Below are 20,852 nucleotides of genomic sequence, written 5' to 3' on the forward strand. Positions count from 1 at the left end.
GTTCGCGACGCGGCGCGCCGTCGGGCCCCACGCCCCGGGGGGCGGGGGCGGCGGGGCGGGGGGGGGGGGGGCGGCGGGGGTGGGGGGGGGGGCGCGCGGGGGGCCCCCCCCCCCCCGCCCCGGGGGCGCCCCTCTGTTTTGTTCTCTCTCGGATTCCCGTCTCAGATCCTGATCTGCACGGCGCGGGTGAGACGGTCGTGCAGTCCGCGGCCGTCGCGGTCCCAGACCAGGGCCGGGATCAGCAGGGCGAGCAGGGCGGTACGGAGCACCACGCGGCCGAATCCGAGCCGGCCTCCGTCCTGTGAGACGACCCGGAGGCCCAGGATCCGCTTCCCGGGGGTAAAGCCCACGGTGCCGACCGTCAGGATCACCAGGGCGACGAAGACGGCCAGGGTCCAGTTCCCCGAGCCGTTCCAGTCACGGCCCGTGATCAGGCCGTACGCGATCAGCTGGCAGCCCAGCCAGTCGATGGCCACGGCGCCGAGCCGGCGGCCGAAACGGGCCACCGAGCCGGGCCCCTGCTGCGGCAGGCCGAGCTGCTTGCCGGGGTAACCGAAGTCGGCACCCATCTCCTCGGCGGCCTCGCGGGGGCCGGAGAGCCAGGATCCGATTGCTTGCCTCTTGTCCACCCCAACACGGTACCGGTGCCGCTCTGCGCCGTTCCGCCGAGGGCCTGGTTAACTTGTGCGAAACAAATGGGTCATGCTTGAGAAACCCCGTCTGCTTATGGTCGGGTCAGCGTGCGGCACCGCACTGACGCACCACTAGCTATAAAAGCCCGCCCCTGCCCCGGGGTCGGGAGTAGGAGGAGTTGGATGTTCAAGAACGCCGACGAAGTGACGCAGTACATCCAGGACAACGACGTCAAGTTCGTTGACGTCCGCTTCTGTGACCTGCCTGGTGTGATGCAGCACTTCACCATCCCGGGGCGCGCGTTCGACCCGAACGAGGAGCTGGCCTTCGACGGCTCCTCGATCCGCGGCTTCCAGGCGATCCACGAGTCCGACATGGCGCTGCGCGCCGACATCACCACCGCGCGCCTGGACCCGTTCCGCAAGGACAAGACGCTCAACATCAACTTCTTCATCCACGACCCGATCACGGGCGAGGCCTACTCGCGCGACCCGCGCAACATCGCGAAGAAGGCCGAGGCGTACCTCGCCTCCACCGGCATCGCCGACACCGCGTTCTTCGGTCCCGAGGCCGAGTTCTACGTGTTCGACAGCGTGCGCTTCGCGACCTCCGCGAACGAGGGCTTCTACCACATCGACTCCGAGGCCGGCGCCTGGAACACGGGCTCCGAGGAGAACAACCGTGGTTACAAGGTCCGCTACAAGGGCGGCTACTTCCCCGTAGCCCCGGTCGACCACTTCGCCGACCTGCGGGCCGAGATCTCCCTCGAACTGGACGCCCAGGGCCTCCAGGTCGAGCGCCAGCACCACGAGGTCGGCACCGGCGGCCAGGCCGAGATCAACTACAAGTTCAACACGCTGCTCGCCGCGGCCGACGACCTGATGCTCTTCAAGTACGTCGTGAAGAACGTCGCCTGGCGCAACGGCAAGACCGCGACCTTCATGCCGAAGCCGATCTTCGGCGACAACGGCTCGGGTATGCACGTGCACCAGTCGCTGTGGGCGAACGGCGACCCGCTGTTCTACGACGAGGCCGGTTACGCGGGCCTGTCGGACATGGCGCGCTACTACATCGGCGGCATCCTCAAGCACGCCCCGTCGCTGCTGGCCTTCACCAACCCGACGGTGAACTCCTACCACCGCCTGGTCCCGGGCTTCGAGGCGCCGATCAACATGGTGTACTCGCAGCGCAACCGCTCCGCCGCGATGCGCATCCCGATCACGGGCTCGAACCCGAAGGCCAAGCGCGTCGAGTTCCGCGCCCCGGACCCGTCCTCGAACCCGTACCTGGCGTTCTCGGCCCTCCTGCTGGCCGGCCTCGACGGCATCAAGAACAAGATCGAGCCGATGGAGCCGATCGACAAGGACCTCTACGAGCTCTCGCCGGACGAGCACGCGAGCGTCCCGCAGGTCCCGACCAGCCTCGAGGCCGTCCTCAAGGCCCTGGAGGAGGACCACGAGTACCTCCTGGCCGGCGGTGTCTTCACCCCCGACCTGATCGAGACCTGGATCGACTACAAGCGGACCCACGAGATCGCCCCGATCGCGCTGCGCCCGCACCCGCACGAGTTCGAGCTCTACTTCGACCTCTAAGCCGTGCCGTGGTCGTGCTGACGCACTGATCTCACGAAGCCCCGCCCCCTTCTCCGAGAAGGCGGCGGGGCTTCCGCGTTGCGGCGGCGCGGCGCTGGTGAAGGAGGAGTCCGCCCGTTCCCGTGAGGGACGAGTGCGGGTCAGCGCATCAGGGGCATGGCGCCCGTGAGGTCGCGCAGGCAGCGGATCGCGAGTTCCGCGGGGGAGCCGGGGCCCGTGGGCGGGGTGTCCGTGGTGGACCAGAGTTCCAGGGCGATGCGGATGGCGTCCGTGGCCGCCGCCGCGAGCAGGCGGACGGCGAGGGGTTCGGCGTCCGGGCCGGCGAGCCGGGCGACGACCGGGACCAGGCGCTCCTCGGACTCCTGGTTGACCCTGTACCAGACGGCCCGCAGAGCCTCGTCGGTCGTGGCGGCGCGCAGCAGGCCGCGGGTGACCTCCAGGCCCTCGTCGAGCGCCTGGGTGCCCGTGAGGGAGCGGGTGACCGCGCGCTCCAGGGCCTCGGTGAGCGGGGTGCCGGGGTCTTCCTCGGCGAGCAGCGCGCGCCAGGCGTCGCCGCCGCCCGCGAGCAGGGGGGCGACGGCCTCCTGCTTGTTGCGGAAGTAGCGGTAGAACGTGCGCAGCGCCACGCCCGCGCGGTGGGCGATGTCCTCGGCGGTGGTGCCGTCGGGGCCGTGCTCGGCGAAGAGTTCGCAGGCGGCGCGGGCGATGTCGAGCTGGGTGGCCGCCTTGCGGCGCTCGTTCAGCGACTGGGCTCCGGGGCCGGCCTGGGGCGAGTACGGACGAGGGGATCTCACCCGGGAAGGATACCTCGGCCCAGGGGGGCAAATGCACGTTTTGACAGGGTGGCAAAACGTGCCATCGCGGGAGTACGCTCCTCCCCATGAACCGTTACGAAGGACGTCGCGTCCTCATCACCGGCGGCGGCTCCGGCATCGGCCAGGCCACCGTCCACCGGATCCTTTCCGAAGGCGGCCGGGTCCACACCGTGGACGTCAACGAGGCCGGCCTCAAGGCCACCGCCGACCAGGCCGCCGCCGACGGGCACGCGGACCGCCTCACCACCGCGGTCCTCGACATATCGGACGAGGCCGCCGTCAAGGCGGGCGTGGCCGCCGCCGTGGACGTCCTCACGGGCATCGACGTGCTGGTCAACGCCGCGGGCATCCTGCGCTCCGCGCACACCCACCAGACCACGCTCGAATTCTGGAACAAGATCATCGCGGTGAACCTGACCGGTACGTTCCTGGTCATCCGCGAGTCGCTCCCCGCGCTGCTGGCGGGCGACCAGCCGGTCGTCGTCAACTTCAGCTCCACCTCGGCGTCCTTCGCCCACCCCTACATGTCCGCCTACGCGGCCAGCAAGGGCGGCATCCAGTCGATGACCCACGCGCTCGCCGCCGAGTACAGCAAGCAGGGGCTGCGCTTCGTCGCGGTCGCGCCCGGCTCCATCGAGAGCGGCATGACCACCGGCAACGGCCCCGGCCTGCCCGAGGACACCGACTGGAGCCTGTTCGCCAAGCTCGCCCCGGCCCTCGGCCAGGGCTTCGCCGGCCCGCAGACGGTCGCCGGCGTCGTCGCCATGCTGGGCTCCGAGGACGGCGCCTTCATCACCGGCACGGAGATCCGCATCGACGGCGGCACGCACGCCTGAGGCGCCGAAGGGGCGTCAGCCCCTGAAGCGGTCCCACAGCCGGGGGAAGCGCTCCGCGAGCACGGCTTCGTTCTCGAAGTCCAGCGCAGCGCCCTCCGGCTCCGCCGGCTGCAGCGGGATCCCCAGATCCGGCGCGACCGACCCGGTCAGCTGCTCGTACGCCTCGTCCGCCGCGTACCCCAGCTCCTCGCCGTCCCCGTCGATCTCCTCGTCGAACTCGTCGAGGAGCTCCGCGAGCTGGTCCGGATCGTGCACCCCGCCCTCGAAGACCTCCCGGCCCTGGCCGATCAGCCAGCACCGGAAGTAGTCGAACGCGTCGTCGCTGGCCCCGTCGAGCAGCACCCAGGCCGCGCCCCACAGGTCCCAGGTGTACGCCCGGTTGTACCGCGACTCGAAGTGCCGCGCGAAGTCCAGGACGGAGTCCGGGTCGAGCTGTGCCAGCCGCTCCACCAACAGCTCGGCGTGTTCCTCGGGGTCGCCCTCGGCGGCCTCGCGGGTACGGTCGACCATCTCCCAGAACTCCGTCTCGTCCATCACCGCTCAAGCATTACGGGTACACCCCCTCGCCGCCACCGCGCGTGCCGCGAAAGGCCGGTCGGGGCCCCCGCACGGCCGCATGCGCACGCGAAAGGCGGCCCGCCCCCGAAGGAGCGGACCGCCTTTCGCATGCGCTTGAGAACGCTTCGGCCTTACAGGCCGTAGCGCTCCCGGGCCTCCTTGATGGAGGACGCCGGGACCTCGCCGCGGCGGGCGAGCTGGGCCAGCGCGGCCACCACGATCGACTGGGCGTCGACACCGAAGTGGCGGCGGGCACCCTCGCGGGTGTCGGAGAGGCCGAAGCCGTCCGTACCGAGCGAGGTGTAGTCCTGCTCGACCCACTGGCTGATCTGGTCCGGGACCTGACGCATCCAGTCGGAGACGGCGAGCACCGGGCTGGTGACGCCTTCCAGGGCGCGGGTGACGAACGGGGTGCGCATCTCCCCGCGCAGCAGCGCCTCGTCGCACTCCAGCGCGTCGCGGCGCAGCTCGCCCCAGGAGGTGGCGGACCAGACGTCGGCGGCCACGTTCCAGTCGGCGGCGAGCAGCTTCTGCGCGTCCAGCGCCCAGTGGATGGCCGTACCGGAGGCCATCAGCTGGATCTTCGGGGCCTCGGCGGCCGGGGCCGCCTCCGCCAGGTCCGCCGCCGTGTTGAAGCGGTAGAGACCGCGCAGGATGCCCTCTTCCACGCCCTCGGGCATGGCCGGCTGCGGCTTCGGCTCGTTGTAGACCGTCAGGTAGTAGAAGACGTCTTCCGGCTTCTCGCCGTACATCCGGCGCAGACCGTCCTTGACGATCACCGCGATCTCGTACGCGAAGGCCGGGTCGTAGTTGAGCGACGCCGGGTTCGTGGACGCGATCAGGTGCGAGTGGCCGTCCGCGTGCTGCAGGCCCTCACCCGTCAGGGTGGTGCGGCCGGCGGTGGCGCCGACGATGAAGCCCTTGCCGAGCTGGTCGGCGAGCTGCCACATCTGGTCGGCGGTGCGCTGCCAGCCGAACATCGAGTAGAAGATGTAGAACGGGATCATCGGCTCGCCGTGCGTCGCGTACGACGTACAGGCGGCGATGAAGTCGGCCATGGCGCCGGCCTCGGTGATCCCCTCGTTGAGGATCTGGCCGTCCTTGGCTTCCTTGTAGTACATGAGCTGGTCGCGGTCGACCGGCTCGTACGTCTGGCCCAGCGGCGAGTAGATGCCGGCCGACGGGAAGAGGGACTCCATACCGAAGGTGCGGGCCTCGTCCGGGACGATCGGAACCCAGCGCTTGCCGGTCTCCTTGTCCCGCATCAGGTCCTTGACGAGCCGGACGAAGGCCATGGTGGTGGCCATCTCCTGCTTGCCGGAACCCTTGAGCAGCGGGGCGAAGGAACGGTCCGCCGGAGCCGGCAGGGCCACGTGCTTGACCTTGCGGGCCGGGGCCGGACCGCCGAGCGCCGCGCGGCGCTCGTTCAGGTACTGGACCTCGGGGCTGTTCGCGCCCGGGTGGCCGTACGGGACCTGGCCGTCGGCGAAGGCGCTGTCCGGGATCGGGAGGCCAAGGAGGTCGCGCATGTCCTTGAACTCGTCGATCGTCAGCTTCTTCATCTGGTGGTTCGCGTTCTTCGACTCGAACCCGGCGCCCAGCGTGTAGCCCTTGACGGTCTGCGCGAGGATCACCGTCGGCGCACCCTTGTGCTCCAGGGCGGCCTTGTACGCGGCGTACACCTTGCGGGGCTCGTGGCCGCCGCGGGAGCTGTGGAAGCACTCGGCGATCTTCGCGTCGGAGAGCACACCGGCCAGCTGCACGAGCTCGGCGTTGGCGCCGAAGAAGTGCTGGCGGATGTAGGCCACGTCGCGGGTCGCGTACGTCTGGAACTGCGCGTCGGGCACCTCGCGCAGGCGGCGTACCAGGGCGCCCGTGGTGTCGAGCTGGAACAGCTCGTCCCAGGCGGAGCCCCACAGCGACTTGATGACGTTCCAGCCGGCGCCGCGGAACTGGGCTTCCAGCTCCTGCACCACGCGGAAGTTCGCGCGGACCGGACCGTCGAGGCGCTGCAGGTTGCAGTTGATGACGAAGGTCAGGTTGTCGAGCTGCTCGCGGGAGGCCAGGGCCAGGGCGGCGGTCGACTCGGGCTCGTCCATCTCGCCGTCGCCCAGGAAGGCCCAGACGTGCGAGTTGGCGGTGTCCTTGATGCTCCGGTTCTGCAGGTAGCGGTTGAAGCGCGCCTGGTAGATCGCGGAGAGCGGGCCGAGGCCCATGGACACCGTCGGGAACTCCCACAGCCACGGCAGGCGCCGCGGGTGGGGGTAGGACGGGAGACCGTTCCCGCCGGCTTCCTGGCGGAACTTGTCGAGCTGCTGCTCGGAGATCCGGCCGTCGAGGAAGGCGCGGGCGTAGATGCCGGGGGAGGCGTGGCCCTGGATGTAGAGCTGGTCGCCCGATCCGTCGGCCTCCTTCCCGCGGAAGAAGTGCTGGAAGCCGGTCTCGTACAGCCACGCGGCCGAGGCGAAGGTGGCGATGTGGCCGCCGACGCCGTACTTGGAGCCGCGGGTCACCATGGCGGCCGCGTTCCAGCGGTTCCACGCGGTGATCCTGGCTTCCATCGCCTCGTCACCGGGGAACTCCGGCTCCGCGGCGGTGGGGATGGTGTTGACGTAGTCCGTCTCGAGCAGCTTCGGCAGCGCGAGGCCGGCGGCCTCGGCGTGCTGAAGGGTGCGACGGAGCAGGTACTCGGCGCGGCGCGTACCGGCGGCCTTGGCGACGGCGTCGAGGGAGGCCGCCCATTCGGCGGTCTCCTCGGTGTCGCGGTCCGGGAGCTGGTCGAGCTCGCTCGGAAGCTTTCCTACGGGGTCGGACATCGGTGTGCGCCGCCTTCCGGACAAAGGAGAGGTGGTGAAGAAATCCCTGACGGGCAGGACAGGGTCGTTGGACCCGGGTGGGGTCCGCGGATGACTGTAAGGCGCTGATCGATGATCGATCAAATGAATGTGACATAGAAATGTCCATATGAAGAAAGTCGGCACCGGGTGCCATCAAAACAGGCACCCGGTGCCGGGCAATTCGGGGCAAGGCGGGCAGTGATGCGGGGGTGCGTCGGCTAGTTCACGCCCGCGGCGCGCAGCCCAGAACGTGCCGCTTCACGAGCAGGCCGATGTCGGGGTCCTGGTTGCGGAAGGCGTCCACAAGGGCTTCGTGCTCTTCGGCGTAGGACTTCTGGACGGTTCCCAGCCAGCGGATGGACAGGGCCGTGAAGACCTCGATGCCCAGGGACTCCCAGGTGTGCAGCAGCACGCTGTTCCCGGCGGCCCGCACCATCTCCCGGTGGAAGCCCACGGTGTGCCGCACCTGGGCCGTGCCGTCCGCGCTGCGGTCGGCCTCCCACAGGGCCGCGACGTGCGGCTCCAGGGCCGAGCAGTCGGACGCCAGCCGGGGCGCGGCCAGCTCGGCCGCGATCTGCTCCAGGCCCGCCCGGACCGGATAGATCTCCTCCAGGTCCGCCGCCGACAGGTTCCGTACGCGCACGCCCTTGTTCGGCGCCGACTCGATCAGCCGCAGCGTCTCCAGCTCCCGCAGGGCCTCGCGCACCGGGGTCTGGCTGACCTCCAGCTCCACCGCGATCCGGCGCTCCACGATCCGCTCACCGGGCTTCCAGCGCCCGCTGACGATCCCCTCCACGATGTGCTCGCGGATCTGCTCGCGCAGCGAGTGCACGACGGGTGGGGTGATCATCGGGCTTCATCTCCTGAGAGGTGTGCAGGGGCGTGCGGGCCTTGATGCGTAGACAATACGGCGGCGCCGCCCGTCGCGATGCGTTCCTGGTCAGAGGCACAGGGTGAGGCTGGTTACAGCCGTCAACCGGAATGCCCCAGGGTACGACGACGGCGCCCCCGCCCGGGACTTGCGGTCCGGGCGGGGGCGCCGTGCGTGACAGGGTCTCAGAGACCGAGCTCGACCTCGAACTCGCCGGCCTCGAGGATCGCCTTGACGGCCGAGAGGTACCGGGCCGCGTCCGCGCCGTCCACCAGGCGGTGGTCGTAGGACAGGGTCAGGTACGTCATGTCGCGGATGCCGATGTTCGTGCCCTCGGCGGTCTCGATGACCACCGGGCGCTTGACCGTCGCGCCGATGCCCAGGATGGCGACCTGGTTCGGGGGCACGATGACCGTGTCGAACAGCGCACCGCGCGAGCCGGTGTTGCTGATGGTGAAGGTCGCGCCCGACAGCTCGTCCGGCGTGATCTTGTTGCCGCGGACCTTGGAGGCCAGGTCGGCGGTCGCCTTGGAGATGCCCGCCAGGTTGAGGTCACCGGCACCCTTGATGACCGGGGTCATCAGGCCCTTCTCGGAGTCCACGGCGATGCCGATGTTCTCCGAGTCGAAGTAGGTGATGGTGCCCTCGTCCTCGTTGATCCGGGCGTTGACGACCGCGTGGGCCTTCAGCGCCTGGGCCGCGGCCTTGACGAAGAACGGCATCGGGGACAGCTTGACGCCCTCGCGGGCGAGGAAGCCGGCCTTGGCCTTCTCGCGCAGCTTCATGATCTTGGTGATGTCCACCTCGACCACGGAGCTGAGCTGCGCCTGCGAGTGCAGGGCCTTCATCATGTTGTCGCCGATGACCTTGCGCATGCGGGTCATCTTGACGGTCTGGCCGCGCAGTTCGGACACCGCGGCGGCCGGAGCCTTCGCGGCGGGAGCGGCGGCCGGAGCCGGAGCGGCAGCGGCGGCCTTGGCGGCCTCGGCGGCGGCCAGGACGTCCTGCTTGCGGATGCGGCCACCGACACCGGTGCCCGAGACCGCGGACAGGTCGACGCCGGACTCCGTGGCGAGCTTGCGCACCAGCGGGGTCACGTAGGCACCCTCGTCACCGGCGGAAACCGGGGCGGCGGGGGCGGCCGGAGCGACCGGAGCCGGGGCGGCGACCGGAGCCGGAGCGGCAACGGGAGCCGGAGCGGCGACCGGAGCGGCGACGGGCGCCGGGGCGGCCGCGACCGGAGCCGGGGCGGCCGCGACCGGAGCCGGGGCGGCCACGGGGGCCGGAGCGGCGGCCGGAGCCGGAGCAGCGGCGGCCGGAGCGGCCGCGGGAGCCGCGCCCGCCGCGCCGATGACGGCCAGACGCGCGCCGACCTCGGCGTTCTCGTCCTCGGCGACCAGGATCTCCAGCAGGACGCCGGCGACCGGGGCGGGGATCTCGGTGTCGACCTTGTCGGTCGAGACCTCCAGCAGCGGCTCGTCGGCCTCGACCGACTCGCCGACCTGCTTCAGCCAGCGGGTGACGGTGCCCTCGGTGACGGACTCGCCCAGGGCGGGGAGCACGACATCCGTACCGGCAGCAGCCGGAGCGGCGGCGGCCGGGGCCGCGGGAGCCTCGGCGACGGGGGCCGGAGCGGCCGGAGCCTCGGCGGCCGGAGCCGCGGGGGCCTCAGCGGCCGGAGCCTCGGCGGCCGGAGCCTCGGCCGCGGGGGCCTCGGCGGCCGGGGCCGGCGCGCCCGAACCGTCGTCGATGACGGCCAGCTCGGCGCCGACCTCGACGGTCTCGTCCTCGGCGACCTTGATGGAGGCCAGGATGCCCGACACGGGGGACGGGATCTCGGTGTCGACCTTGTCGGTCGAGACCTCGAGCAGCGGCTCGTCGGCCTCGACGCGCTCGCCCTCGGCCTTCAGCCAACGGGTGACAGTGCCCTCTGTAACGCTCTCACCGAGCGCCGGAAGGGTTACGGAAACCGACATGGTTTCAGTTGCTCCTAACGAATGTGCGGAAGTGGTCGTCGCGCCCAGTGACGGTTAGTCGTGTGCGTGCAGGGGCTTGCCGGCGAGCGCCAGGTGCGCCTCGCCCATCGCCTCGTTCTGCGTGGGGTGTGCGTGGATGAGCTGCGCGACCTCGGCCGGCAGGGCTTCCCAGTTGTAGATCAGCTGGGCCTCGCCGACCTGCTCGCCCATCCGGTCACCGACCATGTGGACGCCGACCACGGCACCGTCCTTGACCTGGACGAGCTTGATCTCGCCCGCGGTCTTCAGGATCTTGCTCTTGCCGTTGCCCGCCAGGTTGTACTTGAGGGCCACGACCTTGTCCGCGCCGTAGATCTCCTTGGCCTTGGCCTCGGTGATGCCGACGGAGGCGACCTCGGGGTGGCAGTACGTGACGCGGGGGACACCGTCGTAGTCGATCGGGACGGCCTTGAGGCCGGCCAGACGCTCCGCGACCAGGATGCCCTCGGCGAAGCCGACGTGCGCGAGCTGGAGGGTCGGGGCGAGGTCGCCGACGGCCGAGATGGTCGGCACGTTGGTCTGCATGTACTCGTCGACCACGACGTAGCCGCGGTCCATCGCGACGCCCTGCTCCTCGTAGCCCAGACCCTGGGAGACGGGGCCGCGGCCGATCGCGACCAGCAGCACCTCCGCCTCGAAGGTCTTGCCGTCCGCGAGGGTGACGCGCACGCCGTTCTCGGTGTACTCGGCCTTGTCGAAGAAGGTGCCGAGGTTGAACTTGATGCCCCGCTTGCGGAACGCGCGCTCCAGCAGCTTGGAGCTGTTCTCGTCCTCGACCGGCACGAGGTGCTTCAGACCCTCGACGATGGTCACGTCGGTGCCGAAGGACTTCCACGCCGAGGCGAACTCGACGCCGATGACGCCGCCGCCCAGGACGATGGCGGACTCGGGCACGCGGTCCAGGACCAGCGCGTGGTCCGAGGAGATGATGCGGTTGCCGTCGATGTTCAGACCCGGCAGCGAGCGCGGCACGGAGCCGGTCGCCAGGAGCACGTGGCGGCCCTGGATGCGCTGGCCGTTCACGTCGACGGACGTCGGCGAGGAGAGGCGGCCCTCACCCTCGATGTAGGTCAGCTTGCGGGAGGCGACAAGACCCTGCAGGCCCTTGTACAGGCCCGCGATGATGTCGTCCTTGTACTTGTGCACACCCGCGATGTCGATGCCCTCGAAGGTGGCCTTGACACCGAACTGGGCGGCCTCGCGGGCCTGGTCCGCGATCTCGCCCGCGTGCAGCAGAGCCTTCGTGGGGATGCAGCCGTTGTGCAGGCAGGTGCCGCCGAGCTTGTTCTTCTCGATCAGGGCAACGTCCAGACCCAGCTGGGATGCGCGCAGTGCGGCAGCGTAACCGCCGCTGCCGCCGCCGAGGATCACTAGGTCGAAAACGGTGCTGGCGTCGTTCGCCACGTCACGTCCTCCATGCATGTGCGCCGGGCACCGGTCCTCTGTGACCGGGCGGCGGCTGGTATACGGCCGCTTTTTTTCGGCCCTGTGGTGGGGGCCCTGTCCTGCCGAGAACCCATCTTCGCATTTGTCGGCGGAACGCGGGACGCCGGGCCTGCCCTCGGTCAGGTCGTTCTGCCCGAACCGGGGGTTACCGCAGCGTAGAAACCTACGGATTTCGTTGGAAGCGAACAGGCCCCGGCCGTGATCAGAAAATCTGATCACGGCCGGGGCCCGCGTGGAGCTCGGCTGCCGGGTGTCAGCCCAGGTCGCCCGTGGCCGTGCGCTCGGCCAGTCGGACCAGGGTGCGGACGGCGGAGCCGGTGCCGCCCTTGGGGGTGTAGCCGTACGGGGCGCCCTCGTGGAACGCGGGGCCCGCGATGTCGAGGTGGGCCCAGGTGATGCCCTCGCCGACGAACTCCTGGAGGAAGAGGCCGGCCACCAGGCCGCCGCCCATCCGGACGCCCATGTTGGCGATGTCGGCGGTGGGGGAGTCCATGGTCTTGCGCAGGTCCTCGGGGAGCGGCATCGGCCAGGAGGCCTCGCCGACCTCCTCGGCGATCTCGTGGATCGAGGTACGGAAAGCGTCGTCGTTGGCCATGATGCCGAAGGTGCGGTCGCCCAGGGCCATCACCATGGCGCCGGTCAGGGTCGCCACGTCGACGATCGCGTCCGGGTTCTCCTCGGAGGCCTTGGTCAGCGCGTCGCCCAGGACCAGACGGCCCTCGGCGTCCGTGTTGAGCACCTCGACCGTCTTGCCGCTGTACATGCGCAGCACGTCGCCGGGCTTGGTGGCCGAACCGGAGGGCATGTTCTCGGCGAGCGCGAGCCAGCCGGTGACGTTGACCTGGAGGCCGAGCTTGGCGGCCGCGACCACGGAGGCGAAGACGGCGGCGGCGCCGGCCATGTCGCACTTCATCGTCTCGTTGTGGCCGGCCGGCTTCAGGGAGATGCCGCCGGAGTCGTAGGTGATGCCCTTGCCGACGAAGGCGAGGGTCTTCTCCGCCTTGGGGTGGGTGTAGGAGAGCTTCACCAGGCGCGGCGGGTTCTCGGAGCCCTTGCCGACGCCCATGATGCCGCCGTAGCCACCCTTGACCAGGGCCTTCTCGTCCAGGACCTGGACCTTGATGCCGTTCTCCTTCGCGGCCGCGCCGGCGACCGCCGCGAAGGCCTCGGGGGTGAGGTCGTTCGGCGGGGTGTTGACGAGGTCACGGGCGATGTTGATCTCGGTCGCGAGGATCGTGGCGCGCTCGGCCGCGGCCTTGTGCTCCTTGTCGCGCGGCTTGGCGCCGAGCAGGGCGATCTCGGCGAGCGGCTGCTTCGGTCCGCCGTTCTTGGAGCCGGCGGCCTTCTTTTCGCCGCCCTGGTAGGCGGTGAAGGCGTACGCGCCCAGCAGCGCGCCCTCGGCCACGGCCGTGACGGCGGAGGCGTCGTCGAGGGGGAGCGCGAAGGCGGCCTTCTTGGTGCCGTGCAGGGCGCGGGCGGCGGCTCCGGCGGCGCGGCGCAGCGCCTCCTCGTCGTAGGACTCGTCCGTGTCGGGAAGGGCGCCCAGTCCGACCGCCAGCACGACCGGGACCTTGAGGCCGTCCGGTGCCGGGAGCTTGGTGGTCTCGCCTTCGGCGCCCGAGGCACCGAGGGCGTCGAGCACGGCGGCCAGCTTGCCGTCGTACGCCTTGTCCACGGCCTCGGCGCCCGCGGCGACGACGGGGCCCTTGGGGCCCTTCGCCACGCCGACGACGAGGGCGTCGGCGCGCAGCGTCGCCGGTCCGGCAGTGCTGAGAGTCAGAGCAGTCACGGTGGTGAATTCTCGCTTCCGTTTTGGTGGTGTGGGCCGAGTGGGTGGACGGCCGTCCGTAGCGATCGTATTCGGGCCCGATGGCCGCCGGAAACGAGCCTACGCGCACGTACTCGTCCGCACGTCACTCGAAGGTTTGGCAAGTTGTTCGATCAAGCGGCCGTCAGGTTCACCCATCTGTGGCTTCTGTCCGACGTTTGCCCCGAGGACCTGACGAGGTCCGAAACACTCGGACCACTCTCGCAAGGGGACGCGGGGTTCCTTTGCATCATTTCCACAGAAGCCTCCCCGGTCCGGCCCCACGCCGCGTACCGAAGTCGAGGATCTGCGGGGGGAAAGGCCGAAATGGTCCATAAGAACCGGATGAACAGGCTCGCCGCCGTCTGCCTCGCGGCCGCCATAGCATCCGTCGCGGTACCCGGAGCGTCCGCGCAGGCCGCGGTGACTCCGCGGATCGACCTGCGGGTGCTCGTCGTCGACGACGGCGGGTCCTCGGTCGAGGCGATCACGGCGGAACTCCGCGACACGGGGGTTCCGTACACCCGCGTCGACCTGGGCAGCGGCAGCCGGCCGGTCGTCAACGCGGCGTTCCTCGCCGACACGGTCGACGGGCGGCCGCGCGCCAAGTTCCAGGGCGTGGTGCTGCCCAACGAGAACCCCTTCGGGGAGGGTTCGGCCGAGATGGCCGCGCTCACCGCGTACGAGACGGCGTACGGGATCCGCCAGGTCGACGCGTACACCTGGGCGCACCCGGGCGTCGGCCTGGAGTACACCGACAACGGCGGCTACAGCGGCACCCTGGACGGCACGCAGGCGGCCGTCACCACCGCCGGCCAGGCCGGCCCCTTCGCCTACCTCGGGGGGCAGGTGGCCTTCGAGGACAACTCGGCGCTGATCCCCGAGAGCTACGGGTTCATGGCCAAGCCGCGCGCCGGCTACACCAGTTACCTCGACGCCCCGGTCGGCTCCGGACGGGCCTCGCTCGTCGGCGAGTACACCCACGACGGGCGCAGCGAACTGGTCGTCACCTTCGGCTACAACCAGCACCAGCAGCAGTTCCGCCTGCTGGCCCGGGGCATCGTCGAGTGGATGACCCAGGGCGTGCACCTCGGCCAGGAGCGCAACTACTTCGCGGTCCACGTCGACGACGTCTTCGCCCCGGACGCCCGCTGGAACAAGGAGCTCAACTGCACCCCGGGCGACTACGCCTGCGCCGGCGGCGAGGGCCAGGAGTCCACGATCCGGATGACGGCCGCCGATGCCGTGTACGCGGCGCAGTGGCAGACGTCCAAGAACTTCAAGCTCGACATGCTCTTCAACGGCGGCGCCGGTGAGGAGTGGAAGGCGGAGAACGGCGGCGTCGACGCCCTGACCGCCCAGCTCGTCGCCGACCGGGCGAAGTACCGGTGGATGAACCACACCTACACCCACCCGTTCCTCGGCTGCGTCCAGGACACCACCACCGTCCCGTGGACCTGCACGAAGAACAGTGCCGGCGCGATCAACTACATGAGCCGCGCCGATATCTCCGCGCAGATCCGGGACAACAACAACTGGGCCGCCGCCAAGGGCATCACCACCGACCGCACGGAACTGGTCACCGGTGAGCACTCCGGCCTCAAGACCCTCCCGCAGCAGCCCCAGGACAACCCCAACCTGGCCGGCGCGCTCGCCGACAACGGCGTGAAGTGGGCGGGCAGCGACAACTCCCGCGAGCCCGCGCAGCGGGCGGTCGGCGCCGCGCTGACCGTCCCCCGGCACCCGATGAACGTGTACTACAACACGGGCACCAACGCCGAGATGGCCGACGAGTACAACTGGATCTACACCAGCCGGGCCGACGGCGGCAGCGGCATCTGCGAGGACAACCCCGCCACCTCCACCTGTCTGCCGGACCCGCTCGACGCCACCACCGGCTACCTGGACTACATCGTTCCGGCCGAGGCCAGGACCGCCATGCGGCACGTCCTGAACAACGACCCGCGCCCGCACTACGTCCACCAGTCCAACCTCGCCGAGGACCGCACCCTCTACCCGGTGCTCGACCAGGTCCTCGACGGTTACCGCGCCCTCTACGCGCCCAGCGCGCCGCTCGTGAACCAGAGCATGAAGGACACCGGCGTCGAGCTCCAGCGCCGCGCGGCCTGGAACGCGGCGGTCGCCGCCAACCAGGTCACCGCCTACCGCATCGGCAAGGACGTCACCGTCAAGGCGCCCTCCGGAGTCGTGGCCCCGCTCACCGCGCCCACCGGCACCAGGAAGCAGCTCCTGCTGGGCACCGCCGACTTCGGCACCGCCTACGCCGGTACCCGCTCCGCCTGGACGGCTCCCGAGCTGCTCCAGAGCGCCGTGACGCTGCGCATGCCGTGACGCTGCGCATGCCGTGACGCTGCGCATGCCGTGACGCTCCGGGAGTTCTGACGCTCCGGACGCTCTGCCTGCCCTGATCAGCGGGGCGGGCACGTACAAGACAGCCACGCGCACCACCTAGCGCCGGCGCTCCGCCAACCACGGGCGCCGGCCCCTTTTCCGTCCTTGGGGGGACACACCGCATGAGCCATGGGCGCCATGTCACCATGCTCACCGAAGGCACCTACCCGCACGTCCACGGGGGCGTCAGCACGTGGTGCGACCAGCTGGTCCGCGGCATGCCGGAGGTCGACTTCAACGTCATAGCCCTGACCGGCTCCGGACGCGAGCCGGTCACCTGGGAGCTGCCGCGCAACGTCTACCGCCACACCAGCTTTCCCCTCTGGGGCGCCCCGCCGGCCCGCAGACTCCGCTCCGGCCTGCGCGGCAAGGCCAAACGGGCGTTCGCCGAGACCTACGAGACCTTCCTGCTCTCCCTGCTCGACCCCGCGCGCGGCGGATTCTCCGCATCCCTGCGCGAGCTGGCCCTGCTGGCCCGGTCCGGGCGGCTCGCCGCGGCCCTGCGCTCCGAATCGGTGCTGCGCCTGCTGATGACCGTCTGGACCCGCCCCGGCCTGGTCACCACCGCCGCCGAGCCCACCATCCACGACGCGCTCACCGCCACCGACCTGCTGGAACACGCGCTGCGCCCGCTGTCCGTGCGGATCCCGCCCGACAGCGTCGCCCACGCCGTCAGCAGCGGACTGGCCACCCTCCCGGCGCTCGCCGCCAAGTACCTCGACGAGGTGCCCTTCCTCCTCACCGAGCACGGCATCTACCTCCGCGAGCGCTACCTCGGCTACCGCAGCGCCGAACAGCGCTGGCCCGTCAAGGCGCTCATGCTCGGCTTCTACCGCGAGCTCAACACCGAGGGCTACCGCCAGGCCGACCTGATCACCCCGTGCAACCAGTACAACCGCCGCTGGGAGGAGCGCGGGGGCGCCGACTCCGAGCGGATCCGCACCGTCTACAACGGCGTCGACCCGCACGCCTTCCCCGAGGCCGGCCCCGAGCCGGAGGTCCCCACCCTCAGCTGGTGCGGCCGCATCGACCCCATCAAGGACCTCGAAACCCTCCTCCGGGCCTACGCGTTCATGCGCGAGGAGCTCCCCGCCCTGCGGCTGCGCCTCTTCGGGCCGGTCCCGGCGGGCTGCGAGGACTACAAACTGAAGCTGGAGAAGCTGGCCGCCGAACTGGGGGTGAGCGACGGGATCACCTACGAGGGCCGCATCGACGACGTGGCCCGCGCCTACGCGGCCGGCTCCGTCGTGATGCTCTCCTCCATCAGCGAGGGCTTCCCCTTCTCCATCATCGAGGCCATGTCCTGCGGCCGCACCACCGTCTCCACCGATGTGGGCGGGGTCCGCGAGGCCGTCGGCGACACCGGGCTCGTCGTCCCGCCGCGCGAGCCCGAGACCATGGCCCGCGCCACCCTCGCCCTGCTGCGCGACGACGAACGCCGCGCGGAACTGGGCCGGATGTCCCGCAGGCGGGTGGTGGAGAAGTTCACGCTCCACCAGTCCGTGGACGGCTTCCGCCACATCTACCGCGAGCTCGCCGGCCAGCCCGTCCTGCCCGTCCACGTGGGCGACGAGTGGACCCAGCGCCTCGCCGACCCCTGGTACAAGGAACTCGCCGCCGACGGGAGCCTGTGGTGAGCGGATCCCTCTGGCTCAAGCCGCCCGGCCCGGACGGGACCTGGGTGCCCGTCGGCCACGCCGCGGCCGCCGGGCGCGGTACGGCGCCCGCCGCCGACGCGGCCGGCGCCCTGCCCGGCATCCCCCGGCCGCGCCGCCAAGGACACGAAGGACGCGAAGGACGCGAAGGACACGAAGGACAGGCCGGGCCCGAAGGGCGCGAAGGACAGGCCGGCCGCGAAGGACGCGACGGGCCGGCCGCCGACCCGATGGACGAACTCGCCGAACGCCTCGACGCGTTCATCGCCGCCGCCGTCCACCCCGACGAGATCGCCGCCGTCCTGGAATCCGACGGCATGACCGACGAGCACATCCGCCTCGCCTACGGCCGCCAGGACTCCTTCGGCCTCGCCGAGGAGCTCTACGCCCGGGTGCCGCGCTCCTTCCCGGAGCCCGACAAGGTCCCCGACCCCTGGAAGGTGCCCCTCACCGCCTGCCTCCTGCGCGGGGTGATCTTCGCCCTGCCCGGGCTCGCCTACCTGCTCGGCGCGCCCCTGCTGGACGGCCCCAAGGACCGGCTGGGGCTGCCCGCGGGGACGCTCACCCTGCTCGCCGGGGCGCTCATCGGCTGGGTCTGGGACCAGAGCCTGTCCCACCGGGCGTACTCCTGGCTCGGCCTCGGCGACCGGGCCGCCGCCGGGCGGACCCTGCTCGTCGGAGCCCCGGCGGGGGCCCTCCTCGGGACCGCCGCCGCGCTGGCGGTACCCGGCGGGCCCCCCTTCTCCTACGCCTTCGCCGCCGGTCAGGCCCTGTACGTCGGGGCCGCCACCGTCCTGCTCGTCCTCGGGCGGGAGCGCCTGCTGCTGGCCGCGCTCGCACCGATGGCCGCGGGGGCGCTGCTCGCGCTCCTCGTGGAACTCCCCGTTCCGGTCCGGGTGTTCCTGCTGACGGCCTCCCTGCTGGCCGCCTGCGCCCTGGCCCTACGGGAACTGCCGCTGGCCGACGGCGTACGGGCCCTCGTGCTCCGCGTCCGCGGCTGGACGGAGCACCGGCCGGGCCAACGGGGCCCGGTGCGCTGGCAGATGCTGCGCGGCGCCGAGGAGGAGTACGCACCGCGCGGACCCCGGCTCGGGGACTCCGTCCCCTACGGGGTGTTCGGCCTGGGCACCGGTCTGCTCGTGCTGTACGCCGCCCTGGGGGAGGTCCTCGCCGGCGGTCCCGCCGAGGCGGTCGCGGCCCCGTCGGCGGTGGCTCTCACCCTCAGCATGGGACCCGCCGAATGGCTGCTCCACCGGTTCCGCAGCGGCAGCCTCGCCGGGCTGCGCGCGGCCCGCTCGCCCCGGCAGTTCTGGCTGCGGATGCTCTCCACCCTGGCCCGGTGCCTCGCCACCTACCTGGCGGTGCTGCTGGTCCTCGGCCTCACCGGAACCCTGCTCTGGCCCGGCGCGCCCGGCCTGACCGGGGTCCGGGTCGCGACCCTGCTGCTGCTCGGCACCGTGATGTGGACCGGGCTGCTCCTGCAGTCCTTCGGGGCGGTCCGGCCCGCCGCGGTGGTCTGCGCCTCGGCCGCCGTCGCGCAGAGCCTGGCCCTGCTCCTGGGCCTCGGCCAGCCGCGCGCCGTGCAACTGGCCGTCGCCGGAGCCGCGGCGCTCGCGCTGGGCACCCTGGTCTGCCTGCTGCTGGGCCGCGCCACGGCCCACCGCTGACCCGGCCCACCGCGGACCCGGCCCACCGCGGACCCCGGCCCACCGCTGCCCAGGCCCACCGCCGACCCCGGCGGCCCCGCCGCGTCACCCCCCGATGCACGTGACCCCGTACGAGAAGAAGGACCTCATGCTTCTGGTGCCCCTCTACGAGCACCCCGCCGACTGCCCCGAGTACTGGGAGCGGCTCATCCGCGCCGCGGGCCGGCTGCACTCCGTGGTGCTCAACCCCGCCAGCGGGCCGGGCGAGGCCCCCGACGAGCGGTTCGCCGCCGTCGCGGAGCGGCTGCGCGGGGCCGGCGTGCCCGTCCTGGGGTACGCCGACACCGACTACGGGCGCCGCCCGCACGCCGCCGTGGTCCAGGACCTGCTGCGCTACCGCGACTGGTACGCCACCGACGGGACCTTCCTGGACCAGGCCGCGGCCGGCCCGGAGTTCCTGCCGCACTACCGGCGGCTCGCCGTCGCGGCGCGGGCCGCCGGGGCCCGTACCGTCGTCCTCAACCACGGAGTGCACCCGCACCCCGAGTACGCCGAACTCGCCGACCTGCTCGTCACCTTCGAGGGGCCCTGGGACGCCTACCGGGACGCGGCCGTCCCTCCGTGGACCGCCGACCATCCCGCCCAACGGTTCTGCCACCTCGTCTACGCCGTCCCGCCGGGCGCCCCCGCCGCCGAACTCGCCGAACGGCTCGCCGCCCAGCGCGGGGCCGGGGTGCACTGCGCGGTCCCGGGGACCGGCGCGCACCCGTGGGGGACCCTGCCGTACGCCCTGGAGGCCACCGGATGAGACGCCAGCCAGTCAGCCGGCCCACCCGCCGGCCTGCCCGCCCGCCCGTCCGCCCGCCCGTCCGTACGGCCGTCCGGCGCCGCCTGCTGGTCCTCGTACCCCTCCTGCTGCTCGCGGCCTGCACCTCCGGCCCGGACCGGGACGGCGAGGGGGAGGACAGGCCCGACGACCTCTCGCCCGCCCCCGCGCCGGGGGAGCGCTGGCTGCCGGCCCCCGGGGTCAGCTGGCAGTGGCAGCTCACCGGGAAGCTCGACACCTCGGTGAAGGCGGCGGTCTACGACATCGACGGGTTCACCACCACCAAGGAGCAGGTCGCCGAGCTGAACGCGGCCGGCCGGCGGACCATCTGCTACCTCTCCACCGGCGCCTGGGAGGACTTCCGCCCGGACGCCGCCGCCTTCCCGGCGTCGATGCGCGGGACCGGCAACGGCTGGGAGGGCGAGCGCTGGCTCGACATCCGCCGGCTCACGGAGCTGGAACCGCTGATCGCCAAGCGGTTCGACATGTGCCGGGACAAGGGCTTCGACGCGGTGGAGCCGGACAACATGGACGCCTACCGCAACAGGTCCGGCTTCCCGCTCACCGCCGGCGACCAGCTGAAGTACAACCGGCTGATCGCGCGGCTCGCGCACGACCGCGGACTGTCGGTCGGCCTCAAGAACGACCTCGACCAGATCCCGGAGCTGGTGGGGGACTTCGACTTCGCGGTCAACGAGCAGTGCGCCCAGTACGACGAGTGCGGACGGCTCACCCCCTTCATCGCGGCGGGCAAGGCGGTCTTCCACGTGGAGTACGAGCTCCCGGCGAGCCGGTTCTGCGCCGCCTCGCGCGAGCTCAAGCTCAGCTCGCTGGAGAAGAAGTACGACCTCGGTGTCTGGCGCAAGGCCTGCTGAGCACCCGCCGGGGAGGGCGGGGGCGCGG

General features: G+C 71.4%; 15 protein-coding genes. 7 read left to right on the forward strand and 8 right to left on the reverse strand.

Annotated features, from left to right (window positions below; all coding sequences use genetic code 11):
• Nucleotides 1-161: 161 nt before the first annotated feature.
• The gene (locus ACIQV3_RS03660) at nt 162-629 is read right to left on the reverse strand and encodes an RDD family protein (RefSeq protein WP_403709394.1); all 468 of its coding nucleotides are present in this window, start codon (nt 627-629) and stop codon (nt 162-164) included.
• 186 nt (nt 630-815) lie between these two features.
• Here ACIQV3_RS03660 and glnA point away from each other — a divergent pair, with 186 nt between their 5' ends.
• Entirely contained in the window at nt 816-2,225 is a 1,410-nt protein-coding gene (gene glnA, locus ACIQV3_RS03665; protein ID WP_403709396.1) for a type I glutamate--ammonia ligase, read from the forward strand.
• Between the two features lie 140 nt (nt 2,226-2,365).
• Here the strand turns inward: glnA and ACIQV3_RS03670 are convergent, their stop codons facing one another.
• Nucleotides 2,366-3,019, reverse strand: coding sequence for a TetR/AcrR family transcriptional regulator (locus tag ACIQV3_RS03670; RefSeq protein WP_403709398.1), 654 nt, complete (start codon nt 3,017-3,019; stop codon nt 2,366-2,368).
• Nucleotides 3,020-3,105: 86 nt separating this feature from the next.
• On the opposite strand from ACIQV3_RS03670, the gene ACIQV3_RS03675 reads away from it, so the two are divergent.
• Nucleotides 3,106-3,876 (forward strand): SDR family NAD(P)-dependent oxidoreductase, encoded by a 771-nt coding sequence (locus ACIQV3_RS03675; RefSeq protein ID WP_403709400.1) that lies wholly within the window; start codon nt 3,106-3,108, stop codon nt 3,874-3,876.
• 15 nt (nt 3,877-3,891) lie between these two features.
• Here ACIQV3_RS03675 and ACIQV3_RS03680 read toward each other — a convergent pair whose 3' ends face one another.
• From ACIQV3_RS03680 to ACIQV3_RS03705, 6 genes are all read right to left on the reverse strand, one after another.
• A complete protein-coding gene (locus tag ACIQV3_RS03680; protein WP_266881731.1) occupies nt 3,892-4,410 on the reverse strand; it encodes a DUF4240 domain-containing protein in 519 nt (172 codons plus the stop codon).
• A 155-nt stretch (nt 4,411-4,565) separates the two neighbouring features.
• Nucleotides 4,566-7,250, reverse strand: a complete 2,685-nt coding sequence (gene aceE / locus ACIQV3_RS03685) for a pyruvate dehydrogenase (acetyl-transferring), homodimeric type (protein ID WP_403709402.1) — start codon at nt 7,248-7,250, stop codon at nt 4,566-4,568.
• Nucleotides 7,251-7,494: 244 nt separating this feature from the next.
• Nucleotides 7,495-8,118 (reverse strand): GntR family transcriptional regulator, encoded by a 624-nt coding sequence (locus tag ACIQV3_RS03690; protein WP_403710130.1) that lies wholly within the window; start codon nt 8,116-8,118, stop codon nt 7,495-7,497.
• A gap of 209 nt (nt 8,119-8,327) precedes the next feature.
• A complete protein-coding gene (gene sucB, locus ACIQV3_RS03695; RefSeq protein WP_403709404.1) occupies nt 8,328-10,118 on the reverse strand; it encodes a 2-oxoglutarate dehydrogenase, E2 component, dihydrolipoamide succinyltransferase in 1,791 nt (596 codons plus the stop codon).
• A 54-nt stretch (nt 10,119-10,172) separates the two neighbouring features.
• On the reverse strand, nt 10,173-11,561 hold the full coding sequence (lpdA, locus tag ACIQV3_RS03700) for a dihydrolipoyl dehydrogenase (RefSeq protein ID WP_250742547.1): 1,389 nt from the start codon (nt 11,559-11,561) through the stop codon (nt 10,173-10,175).
• Between the two features lie 295 nt (nt 11,562-11,856).
• Nucleotides 11,857-13,392 (reverse strand): leucyl aminopeptidase, encoded by a 1,536-nt coding sequence (locus ACIQV3_RS03705; protein WP_403709406.1) that lies wholly within the window; start codon nt 13,390-13,392, stop codon nt 11,857-11,859.
• Between the two features lie 345 nt (nt 13,393-13,737).
• On the opposite strand from ACIQV3_RS03705, the gene ACIQV3_RS03710 reads away from it, so the two are divergent.
• From ACIQV3_RS03710 to ACIQV3_RS03730, 5 genes are all read left to right on the forward strand, one after another.
• The gene (locus tag ACIQV3_RS03710) at nt 13,738-15,762 is read left to right on the forward strand and encodes a hypothetical protein (RefSeq protein ID WP_403709408.1); all 2,025 of its coding nucleotides are present in this window, start codon (nt 13,738-13,740) and stop codon (nt 15,760-15,762) included.
• Nucleotides 15,763-15,944: 182 nt separating this feature from the next.
• Entirely contained in the window at nt 15,945-17,459 is a 1,515-nt protein-coding gene (pelF, locus tag ACIQV3_RS03715; RefSeq protein WP_403709409.1) for a GT4 family glycosyltransferase PelF, read from the forward strand.
• Entirely contained in the window at nt 17,456-19,144 is a 1,689-nt protein-coding gene (locus tag ACIQV3_RS03720) for a hypothetical protein (protein ID WP_403709411.1), read from the forward strand. Before pelF ends, ACIQV3_RS03720 begins: the two co-directional genes overlap by 4 nt.
• A gap of 94 nt (nt 19,145-19,238) precedes the next feature.
• Complete coding sequence (locus ACIQV3_RS03725) at nt 19,239-19,931, forward strand: spherulation-specific family 4 protein (RefSeq protein ID WP_403709413.1); 693 nt, start codon at nt 19,239-19,241, stop codon at nt 19,929-19,931.
• Entirely contained in the window at nt 19,928-20,824 is an 897-nt protein-coding gene (locus ACIQV3_RS03730; RefSeq protein ID WP_403709415.1) for an endo alpha-1,4 polygalactosaminidase, read from the forward strand. The genes ACIQV3_RS03725 and ACIQV3_RS03730 overlap by 4 nt, the downstream gene beginning before the upstream one ends.
• The last annotated feature ends 28 nt before the right edge of the window (nt 20,825-20,852 follow it).

The sequence above is a fragment of the Streptomyces sp. NPDC099050 genome (assembly GCF_044759865.1).
GTDB lineage: Bacteria > Actinomycetota > Actinomycetes > Streptomycetales > Streptomycetaceae > Streptomyces.

Coding starts and splice junctions, on each gene's coding strand:
- aceE (WP_403709402.1), bottom strand. CDS start 7,250: ATGTCCGACCCCGTAGGAAAGCTTCCGAGCGAGCTCGACCAGCTCCCG.
- ACIQV3_RS03725 (WP_403709413.1), top strand. CDS start 19,239: ATGCACGTGACCCCGTACGAGAAGAAGGACCTCATGCTTCTGGTGCCC.
- ACIQV3_RS03680 (WP_266881731.1), bottom strand. CDS start 4,410: ATGGACGAGACGGAGTTCTGGGAGATGGTCGACCGTACCCGCGAGGCC.
- ACIQV3_RS03730 (WP_403709415.1), top strand. CDS start 19,928: ATGAGACGCCAGCCAGTCAGCCGGCCCACCCGCCGGCCTGCCCGCCCG.
- sucB (WP_403709404.1), bottom strand. CDS start 10,118: ATGTCGGTTTCCGTAACCCTTCCGGCGCTCGGTGAGAGCGTTACAGAG.
- ACIQV3_RS03710 (WP_403709408.1), top strand. CDS start 13,738: ATGGTCCATAAGAACCGGATGAACAGGCTCGCCGCCGTCTGCCTCGCG.
- ACIQV3_RS03675 (WP_403709400.1), top strand. CDS start 3,106: ATGAACCGTTACGAAGGACGTCGCGTCCTCATCACCGGCGGCGGCTCC.
- pelF (WP_403709409.1), top strand. CDS start 15,945: ATGAGCCATGGGCGCCATGTCACCATGCTCACCGAAGGCACCTACCCG.
- glnA (WP_403709396.1), top strand. CDS start 816: ATGTTCAAGAACGCCGACGAAGTGACGCAGTACATCCAGGACAACGAC.